Raw genomic sequence first — 19,789 nt, 5'->3', positions numbered from 1 at the left:
CCTATTACCTATTACCTATTACCTATTACGCATTACGAGACTTCAAAACTTCTCCGCTTCATCAATAAGCAGCACCGGAATACCATCTCGAATAGGATACGCAAGCTGACAGGTTTCACAGAGCAAGCGGCACTCGCTCTGCTGATAGAGAAGCTCCCCTTTGCACTTTGGGCAGACCAGAATATCCAGCAATTCCTGCGAAAGTGTCATAACTCTTTATCCTCCGGACAAACGATCGGGCTCAGAAAGCGCTCCAACGCCCCCTGCTCTCGAAAATCAAGAGCCATCGGGACCTGATAACAAGGTAAAGGCAAATTCAAAGCGGTCAGCTTCACGGCATCTTTTTCTGTAGTCACCAAGTAGTCGGCTCCGTGGCAGGCCGCCGCTAATTGTCGAAGTTCCGATTCAGTATAGGTACAATGATCCGCAAAAGGAACCCCGGAAACCAAGTGCAGACCTTTGGCCTTGAGACTCAGAAAAAAGTCTTCAGGCTCTGCAATACCGGCAAAAGCAACTCCTTGCTTTTCAGCCAGACGGGTCAATGGAATCTGCTCACCATTCAGAGTCTGGGCATGATCGGCCAGCACATGCCGACAATGTAATACAGGGCCTTTGACCGGAAGCTTCCTCTCTTCTTTATTGTTGCAGCGAGTCAGCAGAAAAAGGTCGCCACGTTCCAGTGCAGCAATCGGTTCCCGTAAGAGCCCGGCGGGCAACTGGTGCCCGTTGCCATAGGGACGCTGCGCGTCAAGCAACACAATATCGATGTCGCGCTGCACGGCCAGGTGCTGGAATCCATCATCGAGCAGTACAACGTCAGCGCCAAAATTCTCAACCGCCTGTTGTATTGCATGGACCCGCTTAGGAGAGACCAGAACCAAAGCTTGAGGATTACGCCGCGCCAGCAGATACGGTTCGTCCCCACACTGGCCGGGCCCAAGCAAAGGGCCCTTTCCTTCACTGACGACCTGCACTCCAGAGTATTTCTTACCGCCATAACCGCGGCTGACAACCGCCACTCGTCTTCCTTGAGCCAAGCAAAACTTGATCAAATGGTCGACAACAGGAGTTTTACCGGTTCCTCCCACAGCCAGGTTGCCCACAGAGATGACCGGAACGGGGGCCTTGTAACTCGAAAAAATTCGCCGGCGGTATAGATATGCTCTTAATCGAATAATTTCCCGATAGATGATGCTGAAAGGCAGTAAAACACCATAGACTGCCTTTTCAGCCAAACTGGCGGGACCATTGCGGGCCAGTCGGCGGTAAAAGCCTTGCAGGCCCCTCATTCGTCCCCCAATATCCGTTCGATGGCTTGCAGGGTACGTTCCGTAGCCCCACGATTATCTTGCAGCAAAGCATAACCTTTGGCTCCCATATCCTGGCAGCGATCGGAATCAGCCAACAGCTCGGCAGCAGCATCAAATAACTCTTCACTGTCAGGAATGCATAGACCGCCTCCCGCCTTAATCAGCAAACGACTGATTTCCTTAAAGTTATTCATATGCGGTCCGAAAAGAACCGGTTTTTTCAGCAATGCCGCTTCCAGAATGTTATGTCCGCCTACGGGAACCAGACTCCCACCGACAAATACCAGATCAGCCAAAGCATAGAACTGCAACAGCTCTCCTATCGTGTCGACCAGAAAAACGCTTCCAGGCGTCAACAAGGCAGGATCATCGCCACACTCACTACGTAAGGAATAAGCCAGATTATACGAAGACAACAACTCCCCAACAGCCGGGCAGCGGTCGGGATGCCGGGGTACCAAAACCAGACAAAGGTCAGGCTGTTTTTTTAGAAGACGACGATATACATTAGCTACCAGTTCTTCTTCTCCGGCATGAGTACTGCCGGCTACCAGTACCTTGCCGTCAGGTGGGAAGCCAAATTTTCTTCGAATAGCCTCCGGATTCTGTTCGCTGACGCCCCCGGTCTGCATATCAAACTTGAGGTTGCGGGTTATTTCTATCCGCTCCGCTGGAGCCCCCATAGCCTCTACTCGTTCTGCATCAAGGGCGGACTGCATGCATAATCGCGTAAACTGCTGGAGGACCGGCTTTATAAAAAATTTCAATCTGCGATAACGGGGAAAAGAACGATCTGAGATGCGTCCGTTGACCAGCAAAGCATGGATGCCTGCAAGGCGAGCGATGCGCATAAAGTTCGGCCAGATTTCCGTTTCGACAACCACTACAAGTTCTGGTTTTACCTGTGAAAACGCTCGGCGTATGGTCCAAGGGAAATCATAGGGAAAATATAGGCACAAATCGACACCGGCAATACCCGTAGCCACTTTGTGTCCTGTTTCGGTCACATTGGTCAGAACTACAGCCCAATCGGGAAAACGTTTCTTGAAGGCTTTTACCAATGGTACCGCAGCTTGAGTTTCCCCTACGGAAACGGCATGAATCCAAACCGTCTTTTTACCAGCTAAAAATGCAAGTTGATCTTTGCCATAATAACCGAAGCGCTCACGTACGCCCTGCCGCCGTCTGCCTCTTAACAAGCCATAGAGCAAATGACCGGAAAGAATAGGCAGAGCCAGCACCAGCAGCAATATATTATAGAGCAGATACACTCTATTTCTCCCAATCAAAGCGGTTCTTGTTGTTCGGCTTGTAAAATTTGTTATCAAGAATGATCAGTAGAACATCCCCTGACCTGGACTGGCTTTTGGAAAACAGTTGCTATTTAAACTGCATCTCATACAGCTTTCGATAAAGCCCTTCGCCCTTAAGCAGATCGGTATGGCGACCAATCTCTTGGATTTTGCCATTTTCCAGCACAACAATCTTATCTGCGTGCATTATCGTGGAAAGACGATGGGCAACAACAATGGTTGTGCGATTTTTCATCAGATTACCGAGGGCCTTCTGCACCATGGCTTCACTTTCTGTATCAAGCGCGCTGGTGGCCTCATCGAGCAATAAAATAGGAGCGTCGCGCAAAATCGCTCTCGCGATACAGATGCGCTGACGCTGTCCCCCGGAAAGACGTGCCCCCCGATCACCGATGGTATTCTCGTAATCTCCTGGAAGTTCGCGAATAAAGTCGTCTGCATAGGCTTGGCGGGCAGCCTCTTTGACCTCGGCATCTGTCGCTTCCGGTCGGCCATAGCGGATATTGTTGCGAATGCTGTCGTTGAACAGAAAGGTTTCCTGGTCGACCAAGGCGATATTATGTTTAAGGCTGGCGAGGGACACTTGGCGGATATCCAGACCGTCGATATAAATCGTACCCTGCTGCGGATCGTAGAACCGGCTCAGCATACCGACAAGCGTCGATTTACCTCCACCGCTTGGACCAACTAACGCCACCACTTCGCCTGGGGCAATCTTTAAAGAAAACTCCCTTATAACCGGTTCCTTGTCGTAGGCGAATCCAACCCCATCGAAGGTAATACCACCGCTCACCCTTCCCATATCCATAGCCTGGGGAGAATCACAAATCTCCGGGACCACGTCCAGCACCTCAAAGACCCGTTCCGCCGCACCGACCGCGCGCTGAATGTTATTACTGACCCTGGTCAACCGTTTTATCGGAGTATACATCATGAAGATGGCGGCAATAAACGAAAACAACTCCCCCTGAGTCATGGCTCCGGACAACACCCGATGAATGCCGTACCAGAATACCGCCGCCACACCGAAAGACGAGAGGATCTCAACGACTGGTGCAGCCGCCGAATCGTACTTCAATACCTTGCGCATGAAATGATAAAATCGCAAATTTTCCTGCCGGAAATTCTCCATTTCCCGCTGTTCGGTACCGAAAGCCTTGATGACCTTAATCCCGGACAAGGTTTCCTGCAGAAGCCGGGTCAGGTTGCCGATGGTGTTCTGTCCGCGGCGGGTATTCAGTTTGATCTTCCGGCCGATGAAAGAACCAGGCACCACAGCTAGCGGCAGCACCAGAAAAGCGATAGAGGCCAGCTTCCAGTCGTTATAGAAGGCTAAGGCCGTCAGGCCGACCAGGGTAAAACTCTCACGAACTCCATCCACCAGGACGTCGGCTGCCGACCGTTGCAGGATACCGACATCATTAAGAATTCGCGACATCAGGTTGCCCGTCGAATCCCGAGAGAAATAGCCCATGGACAAGGACATGGTATGTTCATAGAGATCGTTGCGGATATCCTGTACCGACAACTGCCCGGCAGTCTTGATGAAATATTCCTGCACATAGCGGCTGGCCCCCTTCAGGAAAGCCAGGCCGATAACAACAACCGGCACAACATAAACCAGAGCCTTATTTTGGGCAACGATGATTTTGTCCATCAAAGGCTGAACGAGTTTCGCCAGTGAAACATCGGTCCCCGCGACCAGTAACGAGGCAGCCAAGGCAAGAAAGATCCGTCCGAGATACGGTTTTGAGTATCGATAAACCCGACGGTAGGTAGTGGCAGTACTATTATTCACTCGAAATCTTCCTAAGCAAGATGACTTCGGCTCAATTCCGAAACCATTTGTGCGACACGTTGAGAGCAGCCAGGGTCCCCCATACATTGGCGAACCTGACCCAAACCCTGTTGCAGGCTCTCTTGATATTGAGCATCTGTCAGTATTTTGATGAGTTCCTCGGCGACAGTTTCCGCGGTAGCCTGATCCTGAATAAACTCTCGAACGACTTCACGACCTGCGACGATGTTAGGCAACCCGATATGGGGCAAATTAACAACCCTTTTGGCAATTGCATAGTTCAGCGAAGCCGTTTTATAGAGAATAGCCATCGGCGTTCCGACCAAAGCAATTTGCAGAGTAACCGTACCGGAAACAGTCAGAACAGCATCGCAAGCATTGGCCACGTCGTATATCGACCCCCTAACCAATAGGATCGGCAACATACAGCTTTCAATCCGTTGTCGCATAGCCTCAAGGTCAAAAGAAGGCGCAACGGGGAGCAGGAATTGAACACCGGGTAGTTGCAGAGCTACTCGCTCGGCGGCTTCCAGCATGGTCGGTAAATTGTATTTAAGTTCACTATTGCGACTGCCGGGGAAAATGCCCACAACCGGTCGGGAAGAATCGAGACCTAATTCCTGTAGATAATCGTCCCTCTGCCTGGTCGCCCTGGCTTCGTCGAGCAATGGGTGCCCGACGTATTCGACCTCTATGTCCTCATCTGCATAATAAGCAGGTTCAAATGGGAAAATTACCGCCAGGCGATCTACGGCACGGGCATATCTCTTAACCCTTCCCCGCCTCCAGGCCCAAACCGTCGGCCCTACATAAAAAACGACGGGAACCCCCGCCTTTCTGGCCTGTCGAGCCAACAAGAGATTAAACTCCTGAAAGTCGATAAGGACCAGAACATCCGGGCGTTCAGGACTATTGAGAATCTTTTTAAGTGACTTAAATGCTCGCCACAACACGGGCAAATGGCCGACAACATCGACCAGACCCATAACTTCCAGTTCCTCGGCAGGCAAAAGGATATCGCACCCGGCCTGTTTCATGCGAGGACCACCAACACCAAAAAAACAGAGATTTGGGTCGATATCCTTCGCTGCGCGAATCATATTCGCGCCATGAAGGTCGCCGGAAGCCTCGCCTGCGACGACCAAAACGCGCCGCTGAATCTGTGCCGAAACTTGCAAAGAAAGACCTTTCAGAAGCTAGGAGACTGTCGGACTTTCTATGAACCGACTGCGAAATCGACTGATCGGTCCATATTTCCGACAATTTTCGACAAATAGTCCTGCTATTCGCTCTCAAATTCTCAAAAATCAAGCCTCGAACAGCCAATTTTTCGTTTCGGCCCGTTAAGCCCGACAGCTCCTGGAAAACACCTAAGCAGTTTGGGAGTAATCGTTTTAATGCGCCAGATAAAGAAAAGAGGCGAGGACTCCATAGGACACCCCGCCTGTTGTTCTTTCAGGACCATCCGCTAACAACAGATGCCCTTTAAATTAAACTAGCCCGAAACGCCTCACGCCAACTAACCAGATCGCATACATTCGTATTTCACTCGAACCGGATCGGCCCAAAGCTGATCGATAAAAATCAGTTAGCGGGCGACCCCCCTTGCACTTTTACGGATAAATTCGGCAAATTTCTCAACTTCAGGACAGTCATTTATTTCGTTTGCGATCTGTTCAAGGGCCTCTTCAGTCCGCAACCCGGAACGGAAGATCAACTTGTATGCCTGTTTGATCCCACGTATGGCTTCATCAGAGAAGCCACGCCGTTTGAGGCCAATCTGGTTGATCCCCACTGTTTTAGCTCGATCACCCTGCGCTATAGAGAAAGGCGGTACATCCTGAGTTACCATGGACCCACCGCTGATCATGACATGGGAGCCGATTCTGGTGAATTGATGCACAGCGCATAATCCTCCGAGAATGGCGAAATCATCGACCTCTACATGACCGGCGAGAGTGGCGCCATTGGCCAGAATTACCTGGTTACCGAGGATACAGTCATGTGCAACATGGGAATAGGCCATGAACAGATTGTCGTTGCCAACAACCGTTTCCCCACCACCATCGGCAGTACCACGATGCAGGGTGGCGAATTCGCGCACCGTATTGCGGTCTCCGATTTTCAACAAGGCCTTTTCCCCACGGTATTTCAGATCCTGGGGAGCAGCTCCAATAGAAGCAAACTGAAAAATCCGGTTGTCGCAGCCGATTTCCGTCCACCCCTCGACAACAGTATGGGGGCCGACGGTGGTGCCGGAACCGATTTTCACATGCTCACCAATAATGGCATAGGGACCGATTTCGACATCTTCGGCAATCTGTGCGCCTTCATGAACTATTGCTGTTGGATGTATCATATTTCCTCAAGATTCTTCGCGTGGTGCGAACGTGGCTTTCAATTCAGCTTGTGCTACGAGCTTGTCTTCAACGTAGGCTTTGCCTTCAAAACAGTATATACCGCGCTTGCAATATTTAATATCCATCTCCAAACGCAACACATCTCCGGGAGTAACAGGCTTGCGAAAACGCGCCTTATCGATACCGACAAAGTAAGTCACCTTGTCATCGACATCCTTTTCGGCCAGGGCGGCAGTTACACCGCCGACCTGAGCCAGTGCTTCCAGAATCAGCACTCCCGGCATAATGGGGTGATCCGGAAAATGTCCTTGAAAAAAGGGCTCATTAATGGTCACGTTCTTGATGCCGACCGCTCGAGTCCCGACCTCCAATTCCACGATACGATCTACCAGTAAAAAAGGGTAGCGATGCGGAAGTACCTTCATTATATCCTGTGCGTTGAGCTCCATGCCAGCTATCCTTCCTTGGTAAGCTCTTGTAATTCTTCGACCTGCTTCTTTAACTTCTTAATTTCCTTACGCATTTCCGGAAGTTTAGAAAAGCTTGTCGCCGCTTTCAACCAATCCCGATGGGGAATTGCTGGCGTCCCTGAGATGACCTCGCCTCCCGGCATGTTGCCAGTAACCCCGCTTTGGGCACCAACCATGGTGTTGTCGCCAACTTTGATATGACCTGCAACACCGACCTGACCACCCAGAGTACAATGCTTGCCTATCTCGGTGCTGCCGGCAATGCCCACCTGGGAAACGATAATACTATCCGCCCCGATCTTAACATTGTGGGCAATCTGAACCAAGTTATCGATTTTAGTACCGCGTCCGATGCGCGTCTCACCGAGGGCTGCGCGATCAAGGCAGCTGTTCGCCCCAATTTCAACATCATCTTCGATGACCACGATTCCCACCTGGGGTATCTTAAAATAACTGCTGCCATCCGGAGCAAAACCGAAGCCATCGGAACCGATAACAGCTTTGGGCTGGACAATGACTCGATTCCCGAGACGGCATCCCTCTCGCACTACCGTGCCTGCGTGAATCAGACAATCTTCGCCGACAGTGACATTGTCATACAACAACACGCCGGGATAGAGAGTCGTTCCCGAGCCAACCGAAACATTTTTACCAATGACACAGCCCGGGTGGATAGTCACTCCATCGGCAATTTTTGCCTCGGGATCGACATATGCCCCCTCCATGATACCGCGATACTCCGGCTTCGCTACATGGAGTGCGGTCAATACCTTGGCAAAGGCCAAGTAGGGGTTAGGGCAAACCAGCAGGGATACTCCTGGTGCTTCGACGCCCGGCGTGACCATCACGGCCGAAGCCTGAGTAGTCTTCAACAGAGGCAGGTATTTAGGGTTGGCCAGGAAAGTGATCTCCCCGGGTTTGGCACTGTCGATACCAGCTACCCGATGGATCTCTGCATCTCCGTCACCAACGACGGTCCCGCCGATAAGATCTGCCAATTCCTTAAGGGTTTTCACAGCCGCTCCTTATTTGCCGTTGCTGGCTTTGTACGCCTTGTTGTAAGCGGCAATAACCTTGTCGGTCAAATCAATGGATTCGTCGGCATACAACAGACCACCATTAGACTTTTCCAGCACCAAGGTATAACCCTCTTTATCACCCAATTCTTTAATGACTTTGCCCAGCCCTTCCAGGATCTCACGGCCGAGGAGACCTTCTTCGCGCTGCAACTCTTCCTGCGCATCTTTGATAAATCTCTGAAAGTCCTTGGTTTTCTGCTGATAGTCTCGCTCTTTTTCCGCTCTGGCATCAGCCGACAGCATCATTTTTTTCTTTTCCAATTCCTCGTTCAGGACCTTAAGGTTCTGCTGGCGTTTCTGAGCGGTGGCCTGAAATTCTTTGACTCGCTTACCCATTGTGCCTTTTGCCGCCTTGCCGGCGTCACAAACCACCAGAGCCTTTTGCAGGTCAACATAAGCCACTTTAACCTCTGCGGCGACAACCGGGGTTGCAACCATCATCAGCACGACCACTAAACCTATCCAAAGTCTTTTCATGACAATCTCCTTTACGTGGATACGAAAGATCTAAAACATTTTGCCGACAGAAAAATCGAAAACGGAAGTCTCTTCATAATCCTCGGGGTCAAGGTTGCGCCCCCAAGCAAATCGCAACGGCCCCATGGGGCTGTTCCAGGCCATACCGACCCCTGCACTGTAGCGCATATCGCTGAAAAACTCCTGGTCTTTGTCCCAGGAATTACCGGTATCAAAGAAAACCAGGCCCTTCATCTTCATGGCCTTAACCAGTGGGAAGGCCACTTCGAGATTAAAGTAAGCCTCTTTATTGCCCCCATAAAAATAGATTTCCCCATCATCATCAATTTCATAGGGACCCACCTCGCGAGATTCAAAGCCGCGCAGGCTATTCATACCCCCGAGAAAGAAGCGCTCATCAAGAGGACTGTCCTGACCGCCCATTTCCTGAATATAGCCAACCTGGCCATGTGCGGAAAAGACCAGCCCCCAGGGCAGGGGATAGAAATAGCGATGATCTGCGATGTATTTTATGAATTTTTCGGTGCCGCCGAGACCGGCATACTCGATGGACAATTCGGAGATATTGCCGCGGGTCGGGTCGGGTCGATAATCGGTGGTATTGCGGCTCAACGAAGCGGTAAAGGACGACAGGGTATGCTTGCCCTTCTGTTCAGTAATCGACCGTGGGGCGTCATCATCTACATCGAAAATATCCTTCTTTTCGAAGCGATAGATAAAGAAACTGCGCATAGTTTCGGTAAGCGGCACCCCGAGTTTGACATCACCACCGGTCGTCTTGCGGGTGAAATCGGACCACTCTCGTTCCGTGTTGTAAAGATCGCCACCGAAAGCGATGTGCTTATCGAGAAAATAGGGATCGAGCAGACCGAGACGATAGGTAGTGCTGCTACCGCCTAAGGCCGCAGACAGATCAAAGCGCAGAGCACGCCCGAGAAAGTTGTCCTGGGACACGGAACCTTGGAACAGCAGCCCATCGGCAGAAGAAAAACCAGCCCCGACACTGAAAGACCCTGTAGCTTTTTCCTGTACGTCAATTTCAACGTCCATATGAGCATCATCGACACCACGACTGGTGGTGAGATTCACCTCTTCAAAAAAACCGAGGTTATTGATTCGACGACGACTGTTTTTCATCTTGCTGGCGCTATAAAAATCACCTTCCGTAAGGCGCATTTCACGGCGAACTACTTTGTCTCGGGTACGGGTATTGCCTGCAACGCTGATGCGGCCGATACTCACACGTACACCACGCTCAACATTGAGCACGATGTTGATCTGCTGAAGAAATGGATCGACATCGGTAACCGGTGAGACATTAACAAAGGCATAGCCTTCATCGGCGTAGAGGTCGTTAAGCTGCTTCATGTTTTCACGCAGCACTTTGCGGCTGAAAACCTCTCCTGAACGCAGAGTCAATCCGGCCAGCATTTCTTCCTTGCTGCCCAGCAGATCGCCCTGGACGTCGACCTCGCCAATCCGAAACTGTTCCCCCTCCTCGATTTCGAATAGCACTTCCATCGATTCTTTATCGGCCAGCAGGGTCGTAATCGGCTTCTTGACTTGGACTTTGATATATCCTTGGTTGTAATACTGATCAGTAATCACATCCCGATCTGCAAGCAACATATCTTCTTTGTAAGCGCCCCTCTCAGTAATAAATGACAGGAACCATTTTTCTTTGGAAAAGAGCTTCTTCTTGAGTTCTTTTTCACTAAAAACCGTATTGCCTTCAAAACGAATGCTCGTGACGAAAACTCTCTCACCTTCTTCAATGTCCAGCGTGAGAGTAACTTCGTTGCGGTCATTAATATCAACTTGCGGTACGACCTCGGTGGCGTAAAAACCTTCCAGTACATAGGCCTGCTTAATCTTCTTGATCGCAGGAGCCAGAACCTGCGGTCGGAAGAAATCGATACTCTTGGCGTTGATAATCGTGCTGAGCTTATCATTGTCAATTTCATGATTTCCGACGAAGACGACTTCCCGCAACAGGGGACGCTCGGTAACCCGATAGACCAGATTTACCCGTTCACCAGCAGTTACCGTTTCAGCCGTTACATTATCAAAACGGCCGGTAGCATAGATATTACGGAGACCTTGATCAATATCGGTTGCTGAAACCGTTTGCCCCTCGCTGATATTCAAAGCCGATTTAATATAGCGGCTTTCGACTCGCCGATTCCCTTCAATGACGACCTGCCCCACCTGATACAATTGGGCTGCAACGCCCTGGGGGACAAGAACCGCCAATAAAATCACAAAAGATACCACTCTAAACATAAGCAGATCGACTCCGTCGAGATGACACATAAAAAGCGCGATTATAGGTAATTGCAAAAACCCTGTAAACCAAAATTCAAGCGACTATGTCCCCGTCAACCATCTGCAGGGTACGCCCCATACGATCAGCCAATGACTGGCTGTGGGTCACGACAATCATAGTCAGTCCCCGGTCTCGGTGCAGCTGCTGCAACAGACGATAGATCTCGTCGGAAGTGCCACTGTCCAGGTTACCGGTAGGTTCGTCGGCGAGCAGCAATTGGGGTTCCATGACCAAAGCCCTGGCAATGGCTACCCGCTGTTGTTCACCGCCGGACAGTTCACCAGGTTTGTGCTCCAACCGCTTACCCAGTCCAACTTCCTGCAAAATCGCTTCGGCAGGTCCACGGGCCCGACCAAAACCCCGCCCCGCAATTAAGGCCGGCATCATGACATTTTCAAGAGCTGTGAACTCGGGCAACAACTGATGAAATTGAAACACAAAACCGATAGTCCGGTTACGAAACGTATCGAGAGCGGGGCCTTTTAGCGCAAGGATATCCTGTTGTTGATAATACACCGTACCGCTACTCGGGCGATCCAATCCACCAAGAATATGCATCAAGGTGGTTTTGCCTGCCCCGGACGCCCCTACCAGCGCCACCTGCTCGCCGCTGTCAATTTGCAGGCTGACTTTCCGCAGCACTTCAACACGGCGTTCCCCGCACACAAAGTGCTTGCTAAGTTCCTGGACGTCAATCAATACCTCTTTGCGGGACTCATTCATAGCGCAACGCTTCCCCGGGATCCATACGTGACGCGCGATAAGCGGGATAGACCGTTGCCAACAGACAGATAGTCATGGCAACCAAGACCACCTTGACCACATCTTCGGGGATAACCACCGAAGGAAAGCGATCCATGCCATAGACCGTTTGATCGAAAATCTTGATCTTTAGAATCCCTTCCAGTCCTTTGATAATGGGGTCTGCCTGTTTAGCCAACAAAACCCCCAACAAAGTGCCAAGGCCAGTTCCTAATGAACCGATAATCAATCCTTCGAGAACAAAGATCTTCATGATACTGAGCGAAGTCGCTCCCATGGAGCGCAATATTGCGATATCTTTATGCTTCTCCATAACCACCATGATCAGGGTGGTCGCAATATTAAAGGCTGCTACCAGCACGATAATGGCAAGCACAATAAACAATCCGAGCTTTTCCAACTTAAGAGCCGACAGGAAGGAACCGAACAGGTCTTCCCAGGAACGAACCACCAGCGGAAAAGAAAACCGGTCACGCAATTGAGCCGCGAGGGGGGTGGCCCTGTCATAAGAGGCGACCTCAATTTCAACACCGCTGGCCTGGTCCGCAGCATCAAAAAAATTCTGGGCCACAGGCAGGGGGATATAGGCAAAATAAGTATCGAGGAAACCACCTCTATGGCTGACGATACCAACCACCCGAAAAGGCTTCATCTTTGGAATCAGGCCGAAAGGAGTAATGGTGAACATCGGAGGGATAACATTGACGGTATCGCCTACGGTCACTCCAAGGGTCGCGGCGGTATCAAGACCGATTACCAGACCGGGCGGACCTTCCTGCGTAGTGAACAGAGCCTTTTCTACCTCATCTCCAGAGGCAGACAAGAAGTTCTGTTGAAAAACCTTATGTCCCCGCGGCAATCCCTTAACATTGACGGCAGCCACATTACGCTTGGCCAGCAGCATGGCTTCCTTGGCGACATAAGGCGTTACTTCCAGGATTTCAGGGGTCGTCTGGCGAAGTTCAGTAACAAGTTCCTGATAGGAGGGAATATTCCCCCCCTGTCGCTGCACTAGAACATGGGGTACATTTCCAAGAATCTGCTGCCGTACACCGTCGTGAAAGCCAGTCATAACTGCCAGCACAACGATCAACGAAGCAACACCCAAAGTAACCCCGGCTATGGAGATAAAGGATATTACCGATATGAAGGTCTGCTTACGCTTGGCACGCAGATAACGCAGACTGACGAACCATTCGTACCCCATAAAACCCCATTAGGCATGACAGGTGAAACATGACATCATAGACCACGACCCGTTACAGGCGTGAGCTATAGTCAAAAACTATTTACTTTCGGGCCTCAACTGCGGGAACAGAATGACATCCCGAATCGAAGCGGAATCAGTAAGCAACATAACCAACCGGTCGATACCGATTCCTTCACCGGCAGTCGGTGGCAACCCGTATTCCAACGCCCGGATGTAATCTTCATCCATAGCATGAGCTTCTTCGTCGCCAGCCTCTTTTTCGGCCAATTGGCCGATGAAGCGTTCCTTCTGATCGATCGGATCATTCAACTCGGAGAAAGCATTAGCCAGTTCGCGCCCGACCACAAACAGCTCGAAACGATCGACAACCTCGGGATTGGCATCGTTCTTCCTCGACAGGGGCGAAACTTCTGTAGGATATTCGGTAATGAAGGTCGGGTTCCACAGCTTCGGCTCCACCACCTCATCAAATATCTCAGTAAGAAGCTTACCGTGGCCTATGCTGCCTTCGAACTCGAGACCGAGGCTGTGGGCATAGTTGAGCAATCGTTCCTTATCCTCCAGCAGGGCCGGCTCGACATTGCCATATTTGACAATCGACTCCCTCAGTGTGAGCCGATCCCAGGGAGGAGTCAGATCAACTTCTTTGCCGCCGTAAGGAATAACCAGACCACCTACAACCTCTTTCGCTACATGGCAAATCAAGTTTTCGGTGAAATCCATTAGAGTATGGTAGGTCGCATAGGCCTGATAGAATTCAATCATGGTAAATTCAGGATTATGCTGAATGGAAATACCTTCGTTACGAAAATTTCGATTGATCTCGAAAACCCGTTCAAAGCCGCCGACCACCAGCCTTTTGAGATAGAGCTCCGGCGCAATGCGCAGAAAAAGGTCCATCTTAAGGGTATTGTGATGAGTGACAAAAGGCTTCGCTGTCGCGCCACCGGCCACCGGCTGCATCATCGGGGTTTCCACCTCAAGAAAGTCGTTCTGCACCATGTAGTCACGGATCAGGCTGACGATACGGCTGCGCTTCTGAAAAGTATCGCGCACCTGGGGGTTGACGATCATATCGAGGTAGCGCTGCCGATAACGGGTCTCCACATCGGTCAGGCCATGCCATTTTTCAGGCAACACCTGCAACGATTTGGTCAGCAACCGCAGGGACTCGGCCCGCAAGGATAATTCATTGGTCTTGGTACGAAACATCCGACCGGACACCCCGACGATGTCGCCAATGTCCAGCTTACGAAAAACCGCAAAAGTCTCGTCCCCTACTTCATCCCGGCGAACAAATACCTGCAGCCTGCCAGTGCGATCCTGAATTTGAATAAACGCGGCCTTGCCGAAGTCACGACGGGCCATTATCCGGCCGGCCAGAGCATAACGCTGATCGCAATCTTTGAGGGCAGCGGCATCGTGTTCATCATGAGCAGCCTTGACCTCTGCCGCATTGTGGCTGACGGAAAAATCGTTTGCAAAAGGATTGATCCCCTGCTCACGAAATTCATCAACTTTGGCCCGACGCTGCAACAATATATCGTTCAGTTCTTCCATTAATTTAAAGCCCTTTCTATCCCGGATGCAAAACAAGGCACCTTAAACAATGCCCCCAGGCAAGTCAAGGGAAAAGCCCGTTTTGACGGCCTCTTCGGGCCTCTGAGAAAGCCCTTCCAGCAGTCTAAAAAGCGCCGGTTCCAGCAGAAAAAAAGACGCCGAGGACTCCTACTGATCGCTTAGCAGATACGCTTCGATGAAACCATCGAGATCCCCGTCGAGAACGGCATCGGCATTACCTACCTCAAAACCGGTACGATGGTCCTTAACCATGCGATACGGGTGCAACACATAGGAACGAATCTGACTGCCCCAGCCGATCTCCATTTTCTCTCCGGCAATAGAGGAAGCCTCTTCTGCTTTTTTGCGACGCTCCAACTCGAAAAGTCGTGCTTTGAGTTGTTTTAACGCAGTAGCCCGGTTTTTATGTTGGGAACGCTCATTCTGGCAGGCCACCACGGTGTTGGTAGGAATATGGGTGATGCGAATAGCGGAATCGGTCTTATTGACATGCTGCCCACCGGCACCACTGGCACGATAGGTGTCGACTTTGAGATCCTTTTCGTTGATTTCAACCTCAACTTCGTCGGACAGTTCGGGGAAAACGAAAACCGAGCTGAAGGACGTATGCCTTCGGGCATTGGAGTCAAAGGGTGAAATCCGCACCAGGCGATGAATACCGATCTCTGAACGCAACCAGCCGTAGACATGATCCCCTTCCACTGTCAGGGTAACACTCTTGATCCCGCCTTCTTCAGCGGGCTGATAGTCAGTGATATCGGTTTTGTAACCCCGTTTTTCAAAAAAGCGCAGATACATGCGCAGCAACATATCGGCCCAATCCTGAGCCTCAAGTCCTCCGGCACCAGCGTTGATACTGAAAATGGCGTTGTTGGCGTCATACTCACCGGACAGCATGCGGGCAAATTCCATCTTATCCACCCGTTTGGTCAAGGCCGGTAGTAAATCTCGCACTTCATCCAGAGATTCCTGATCCTCGCCCTCTTCTCCCAACTCCACCAGAACCTGAAGGTCTTCAAGTTCCCTGGCCGCCTGTTCCCACTGCTCTACGATCTTCTCCAGGCCGGTACGCTCTTTCAGCAAATCCTGAGCTTTATCGCCCTGATCCCAGAAACCGGGACGCGCAATCTCTGCCTCTAGCTCAGCAATACGCTCTTTTTTAGCCGGTAATTCAAAGATACCCCCTCAGCTCATCGAGCTTGACCTGGAGTTTCTTTAAGGCCTCATTTTCTTCACGAAACATAACAATTGCTCCTTCAGCAAAATATCAATTCGGGGGATTATAACGACTCGTCGTTGACAGGGCAAGGTGCAGTTGTAGCATCTTCACCTGTTCATATCCACAGTAGGCATCAAATACTTATTGGGACATTCAATCCTAGCTAGTTGCCCCTCCGAAAACTTCGGGTGGGCAACTAGCTAAACACAACCTACTTATGCCCAACCAGCTATACCAGTAAAATAAACATAAAAAAGGCGCGTTGCTCAGGAGGGAAGGACAACGCGCCAAAAGATGGAGGTTTCAGACCTGATTCGCATACCCGTTACGATCAGATCTTATGTCTTACCAATTGTACTACCCTCCCGTCCGGTCGCCACGTGCCATTCCGTAAAAAATCGCGGTTGAAACCCTTGTTAGAGACTGTGCAATTACACAACCTAGAGGCTGCGATCGAAGGAGCAAGCGACACCTGAAAAGGAAAAGGCCTCAATAGCGGTAATGATCGGGCTTGTAAGGGCCATCCACCTCAACACCGAGATACTCGGCCTGCTTAGGGGTCATTTCCGTCAAAGCTACCTCCAGCTTACCTAGATGCAGACGGGCCACCTTTTCGTCCAACTGTTTGGGCAACACATAAACCTGGTTTTCATAATTGTCGGGATTGACCCATAATTCAATCTGAGCCAAAACCTGGTTCGTAAAAGAAGCCGACATTACGAAGGAAGGATGTCCGGTGGCGCAGCCGAGGTTGACCAGGCGACCGCGGGCCAGAATGGTCACCCGCTTGCCATCGGGCCACTCGACCTGTTCAACTTGAGGCTTGACTTCATGGACCACCAGGTTGGGGTCATCGTAGACGGCATCGACCTGGATTTCCGAATCAAAGTGGCCAATATTACAGACGATGGCTTCATTTTTCATCCGGTCCATGTGATCGCGAGTAATAACGTCAACATTACCGGTCGTTGTGACAAAAATGTCACCATAGGCGCAGGCCTCATCCATTTTCACGACCGGGAACCCTTCCATGGCGGCCTGTAAAGCACAGATGGGATCGACCTCAGTAACAAAGACCATGGCGCCCATGCCGCGAAAGGCCTGTGCACATCCCTTGCCGACATCCCCATAACCGAGCACAACGCACTTTTTGCCGGCCACCATGACATCGGTCGCCCGCTTGATGCCATCTAGAAGGGACTCGCGGCAGCCGTAGAGATTGTCGAACTTGCTTTTGGTAACCGAATCGTTGACGTTAAAAGCCGGGAACATCAGGCTGCCCTCGCGGGCCATCTGATAGAGGCGATGGACTCCGGTGGTCGTCTCTTCACTGACCCCTTTGAGGCCTTCGGCCATACGCCTCCAGAAACTGGAGTCTTCTTCAAGGGTATCATTAAGCAACTGGTCGACGATGGTCAGCTCTTTATTGTCCGTCGATATGGCCGGCAACTTTCCTGTTTTTTCAAATTCCATTTCCCGTTCCACGCCTCGGTGCACCAGCAAGGTAGCATCGCCGCCATCATCGACAATCAGATTCGGACCGTCCGGGTGGTTAAGGGCTGACTTGGTATATTGCCAGTACTCCTCAAGGGTCTCTCCCTTATAAGCGAACACAGGGATGCCAGCAGCAGCAATGGCAGCGGCGGCATGATCCTGTGTTGAATATATGTTGCAACTGGCCCAGCGCACATCAGCTCCCAGTTCGACCAGGGTCTCGATCAAAACCGCGGTCTGAATCGTCATGTGCAAAGAACCGGTAATACGAGCTCCGGCTAGAGGTTTCTGATCTCCAAATTCCTCACGCAATGCCATCAAGCCCGGCATTTCAGCTTCGGCAATACGAATTTCTTTACGTCCCCAATCCGCCAGAGCAAGATCCTTGATCAAATAGTCTGTATCGACGGTGTTTGTCATACTGAAGTACTCCTTATTGTTAATGAAATGATGTAACGGTCATTTTTCTTAAATTCGAAATGCGAACTACTATTCAACTACCCTTTTTCGAGCAGTACACAAAAGCACATCATGTTTTTGTCCGATGGCAGAAACATAATGAAATTCCGGTTTTTCAAATCCAGCCTCAATAAACCAGTTTTCCATCTCGGCAATATCAAAACCCAGCCATTGGTCGGCCAGCCTGGTTCGCACCCATTCCTGCTCATGGCGCTGCAAGTCAGCAATCGTCACGCCACCATGAGAGTTGAGCACACGGGAAAGTTCATGTAACACCAGGGCCGGTCGCGGGGCATGATGCAACACCATGTCGAGAACGGCCCAGTTCACCTCGGCATCACCTAAAGGCAAATGGCTCATTTCCCCTAAACGAAAATCGATATTTTTTAAAGCCTGCCGCTCGGCATATTTTCTTGCTTCCGCCAACATCGCAGCGGAATGATCGACGGCCAGAATTCGATCCGCCTTATTCGCCAATGCGGGCAACATCGATCCAGTACCGCCGCCCAGCTCTAACAAAGTATGGCAACGCGGCACCTGTTGAAGGAGCTGGTTTCGATAATCAGCCACTGGCAGCAGTTCACGAGCCAGTTGATCCCACTGGGTCGCATGTTGATCAAAGAACCTCTGACTGCGACAACGACGTTCCTCAAGAGCTGACATAAGATTATCCCGGTCCTTTGGCCACTCGGCCAGACTATCGAGATGCTGTTCCAGGTTGCGCCACAGGTCGTCAAAAAGCCTACCACCCTTATCCAGCCTATAGTAGCCCCAGGTTCCTTGTCGCTTGACGGAGGCGATTCCAGCCTCGGTGAGGATACGCAAATGACGGGAAATTCGAGACTGCCCCATAGCAAGGATAGCGGTCAATTCCTGGACCGTAAATTCACCGTGAGCCAGAATACCTAGTATTCGCAGGCGGGTCGGGTCCGCCAGCGCTTTGAGAAGTTGCAACATTTTATCTGCTTTCCCTCAACAATAGATCAAGTTATATTGATCTATCATGAGGAACCCGGCAGGTCAAGATGAAATAATGGGAACGAACCACTGGTTCGTTCCCATTATTGTTGGACGGAGAGCTGTTTCTGAACAGAAATCAAGGCAGGGGAATCATCACCTTATGTACCAAGCCGCTTTGGGTTTCTCTTATTTGCAAACGTAATTGAGCCGCGGACGGGGCTTCACCCGGGAAGAACAAGAATCCGTTGGCCAAGCTGCCCGGCTGCACCGCTTGATTGACCAATTGCTTAGTGGCCAAATCGCGTCCAATCTGGCGGCTGGCATCGCCGGAAGTGCTCGCCTGAGTGCCACCAATGACCGCACCACCAGCTGCGCCGACGGCCGCACCCCTAAATGCCGCCTCGGCGACACTATCACCGGTTAGAATACCGATGGCCGCACCGATGGCCGCACCGCCGGCACCCCCTAGCAGGGACCCCTTTCCACCGCCTTTAGCGATACGGGCATATTCCGAACTCTTCTCCACGCGTTGGTACGCCGTCCGGCTGTCTAAAAGGCTCCACAGATTACCCTCGGCGTCGATCAAAAAGGTCTGCTCGGGAACGACATCCAAGGCACTGTCGCCGCCATTATCGATAATCACCTGCACAGGAAGAAGACCTGCCGAACGGATATCGAAACCGAAAGCCTGCTTGGCAGCCGAGCTATCGGCATAGGATTGGGCAGCAATCTGTGACCCGGCTACCTGCTGCATGTTTCCATAAGCCGTAGGCGGCTTAAAAGAAACCTCCTGGCTTTTATAGGATGTGCAGGCAGGCGTGATGCCAACCAACAGAGCCAGGAGCCCTAAAAACAAATGTCTCTTTCGTCTCATGGTCATATCCTTTCCCTGAGCGGTAAATATCTACCATTAACTTTACCACAACTCCCCCGTGGCAATAGAATGCTATCAAACATCTGTGTCTGGCCCA

The 19,789-nt window shown here is 51.0% G+C and carries 17 protein-coding genes; all 17 read right to left on the bottom strand.

The genetic code is table 11. From position 1 onward, the window contains the following. Positions 1 to 42: 42 nt before the first annotated feature. Positions 43 to 210, bottom strand: a complete 168-nt coding sequence (locus A7E78_RS01400; protein WP_072282592.1) for a Trm112 family protein — start codon at positions 208 to 210, stop codon at positions 43 to 45. Further along, a complete protein-coding gene (gene lpxK / locus A7E78_RS01395; protein WP_072282591.1) occupies positions 207 to 1,289 on the bottom strand; it encodes a tetraacyldisaccharide 4'-kinase in 1,083 nt (360 codons plus the stop codon). Before lpxK ends, A7E78_RS01400 begins: the two co-directional genes overlap by 4 nt. Further along, positions 1,286 to 2,581: a 3-deoxy-D-manno-octulosonic acid transferase gene (locus A7E78_RS01390; RefSeq protein WP_072282590.1), complete on the bottom strand. Its 1,296-nt coding sequence runs from the start codon at positions 2,579 to 2,581 to the stop codon at positions 1,286 to 1,288. Before A7E78_RS01390 ends, lpxK begins: the two co-directional genes overlap by 4 nt. Positions 2,582 to 2,690: 109 nt before the next feature. Beyond that, positions 2,691 to 4,421: an ABC transporter ATP-binding protein gene (locus A7E78_RS01385; protein ID WP_072282589.1), complete on the bottom strand. Its 1,731-nt coding sequence runs from the start codon at positions 4,419 to 4,421 to the stop codon at positions 2,691 to 2,693. Between the two features lie 11 nt (positions 4,422 to 4,432). Continuing rightward, positions 4,433 to 5,599: a lipid-A-disaccharide synthase gene (gene lpxB, locus A7E78_RS01380; protein WP_083553177.1), complete on the bottom strand. Its 1,167-nt coding sequence runs from the start codon at positions 5,597 to 5,599 to the stop codon at positions 4,433 to 4,435. Positions 5,600 to 6,009: 410 nt separating this feature from the next. After that, the gene (gene lpxA, locus A7E78_RS01375) at positions 6,010 to 6,780 is read right to left on the bottom strand and encodes an acyl-ACP--UDP-N-acetylglucosamine O-acyltransferase (RefSeq protein WP_072282588.1); all 771 of its coding nucleotides are present in this window, start codon (positions 6,778 to 6,780) and stop codon (positions 6,010 to 6,012) included. A gap of 6 nt (positions 6,781 to 6,786) precedes the next feature. Beyond that, the gene (fabZ, locus tag A7E78_RS01370) at positions 6,787 to 7,230 is read right to left on the bottom strand and encodes a 3-hydroxyacyl-ACP dehydratase FabZ (RefSeq protein ID WP_072282587.1); all 444 of its coding nucleotides are present in this window, start codon (positions 7,228 to 7,230) and stop codon (positions 6,787 to 6,789) included. A gap of 5 nt (positions 7,231 to 7,235) precedes the next feature. Beyond that, complete coding sequence (gene lpxD, locus A7E78_RS01365; RefSeq protein ID WP_072282586.1) at positions 7,236 to 8,267, bottom strand: UDP-3-O-(3-hydroxymyristoyl)glucosamine N-acyltransferase; 1,032 nt, start codon at positions 8,265 to 8,267, stop codon at positions 7,236 to 7,238. Positions 8,268 to 8,276: 9 nt separating this feature from the next. Further along, positions 8,277 to 8,807, bottom strand: coding sequence for an OmpH/Skp family outer membrane protein (locus A7E78_RS01360; protein ID WP_072282585.1), 531 nt, complete (start codon positions 8,805 to 8,807; stop codon positions 8,277 to 8,279). Positions 8,808 to 8,837: 30 nt separating this feature from the next. Further along, positions 8,838 to 11,090, bottom strand: coding sequence for an outer membrane protein assembly factor BamA (bamA, locus tag A7E78_RS01355; protein ID WP_072282584.1), 2,253 nt, complete (start codon positions 11,088 to 11,090; stop codon positions 8,838 to 8,840). A 76-nt stretch (positions 11,091 to 11,166) separates the two neighbouring features. Continuing rightward, positions 11,167 to 11,856, bottom strand: coding sequence for an ABC transporter ATP-binding protein (locus tag A7E78_RS01350; protein WP_072282583.1), 690 nt, complete (start codon positions 11,854 to 11,856; stop codon positions 11,167 to 11,169). Next, positions 11,849 to 13,102: a lipoprotein-releasing ABC transporter permease subunit gene (locus A7E78_RS01345; protein ID WP_072282582.1), complete on the bottom strand. Its 1,254-nt coding sequence runs from the start codon at positions 13,100 to 13,102 to the stop codon at positions 11,849 to 11,851. Before A7E78_RS01345 ends, A7E78_RS01350 begins: the two co-directional genes overlap by 8 nt. Positions 13,103 to 13,180: 78 nt before the next feature. Beyond that, positions 13,181 to 14,665 (bottom strand): lysine--tRNA ligase, encoded by a 1,485-nt coding sequence (lysS, locus tag A7E78_RS01340; protein ID WP_072282581.1) that lies wholly within the window; start codon positions 14,663 to 14,665, stop codon positions 13,181 to 13,183. A 168-nt stretch (positions 14,666 to 14,833) separates the two neighbouring features. Next, a protein-coding gene (gene prfB / locus A7E78_RS01335) for a peptide chain release factor 2 (RefSeq protein ID WP_201258017.1) occupies positions 14,834 to 15,929 on the bottom strand; the annotation gives its coding sequence in 2 pieces (ribosomal slippage) (positions 14,834 to 15,868 and positions 15,870 to 15,929; 1,095 coding nt in all). Positions 15,930 to 16,394: 465 nt separating this feature from the next. Next, a complete protein-coding gene (ahcY, locus tag A7E78_RS01330; protein WP_072282580.1) occupies positions 16,395 to 17,819 on the bottom strand; it encodes an adenosylhomocysteinase in 1,425 nt (474 codons plus the stop codon). 69 nt (positions 17,820 to 17,888) lie between these two features. After that, the gene (locus A7E78_RS01325) at positions 17,889 to 18,815 is read right to left on the bottom strand and encodes an ArsR/SmtB family transcription factor (protein ID WP_072282579.1); all 927 of its coding nucleotides are present in this window, start codon (positions 18,813 to 18,815) and stop codon (positions 17,889 to 17,891) included. Positions 18,816 to 18,954: 139 nt separating this feature from the next. After that, positions 18,955 to 19,692 (bottom strand): hypothetical protein, encoded by a 738-nt coding sequence (locus A7E78_RS01320; protein ID WP_083552523.1) that lies wholly within the window; start codon positions 19,690 to 19,692, stop codon positions 18,955 to 18,957. Positions 19,693 to 19,789 lie beyond the last annotated feature (97 nt).

This window comes from Syntrophotalea acetylenivorans, from assembly GCF_001887775.1.
Classification (GTDB): Bacteria; Desulfobacterota; Desulfuromonadia; order Desulfuromonadales; family Syntrophotaleaceae; genus Syntrophotalea_A; species Syntrophotalea_A acetylenivorans.
Note: the sequence above shows the minus strand (reverse complement) of the source record. Positions and strands in the feature narration are given on the sequence as shown.

Bases quoted from the DNA above. Each gene is read 5' to 3' on its own strand.
- A7E78_RS01400 (WP_072282592.1), bottom strand. From the start codon at position 210: ATGACACTTTCGCAGGAATTGCTGGATATTCTGGTCTGCCCAAAGTGC.
- lpxK (WP_072282591.1), bottom strand. From the start codon at position 1,289: ATGAGGGGCCTGCAAGGCTTTTACCGCCGACTGGCCCGCAATGGTCCC.
- lpxA (WP_072282588.1), bottom strand. From the start codon at position 6,780: ATGATACATCCAACAGCAATAGTTCATGAAGGCGCACAGATTGCCGAA.
- fabZ (WP_072282587.1), bottom strand. From the start codon at position 7,230: ATGGAGCTCAACGCACAGGATATAATGAAGGTACTTCCGCATCGCTAC.
- A7E78_RS01360 (WP_072282585.1), bottom strand. From the start codon at position 8,807: ATGAAAAGACTTTGGATAGGTTTAGTGGTCGTGCTGATGATGGTTGCA.
- bamA (WP_072282584.1), bottom strand. From the start codon at position 11,090: ATGTTTAGAGTGGTATCTTTTGTGATTTTATTGGCGGTTCTTGTCCCC.
- A7E78_RS01350 (WP_072282583.1), bottom strand. From the start codon at position 11,856: ATGAATGAGTCCCGCAAAGAGGTATTGATTGACGTCCAGGAACTTAGC.
- A7E78_RS01345 (WP_072282582.1), bottom strand. From the start codon at position 13,102: ATGGGGTACGAATGGTTCGTCAGTCTGCGTTATCTGCGTGCCAAGCGT.
- lysS (WP_072282581.1), bottom strand. From the start codon at position 14,665: ATGGAAGAACTGAACGATATATTGTTGCAGCGTCGGGCCAAAGTTGAT.
- ahcY (WP_072282580.1), bottom strand. From the start codon at position 17,819: ATGACAAACACCGTCGATACAGACTATTTGATCAAGGATCTTGCTCTG.
- A7E78_RS01325 (WP_072282579.1), bottom strand. From the start codon at position 18,815: ATGTTGCAACTTCTCAAAGCGCTGGCGGACCCGACCCGCCTGCGAATA.
- A7E78_RS01320 (WP_083552523.1), bottom strand. From the start codon at position 19,692: ATGAGACGAAAGAGACATTTGTTTTTAGGGCTCCTGGCTCTGTTGGTT.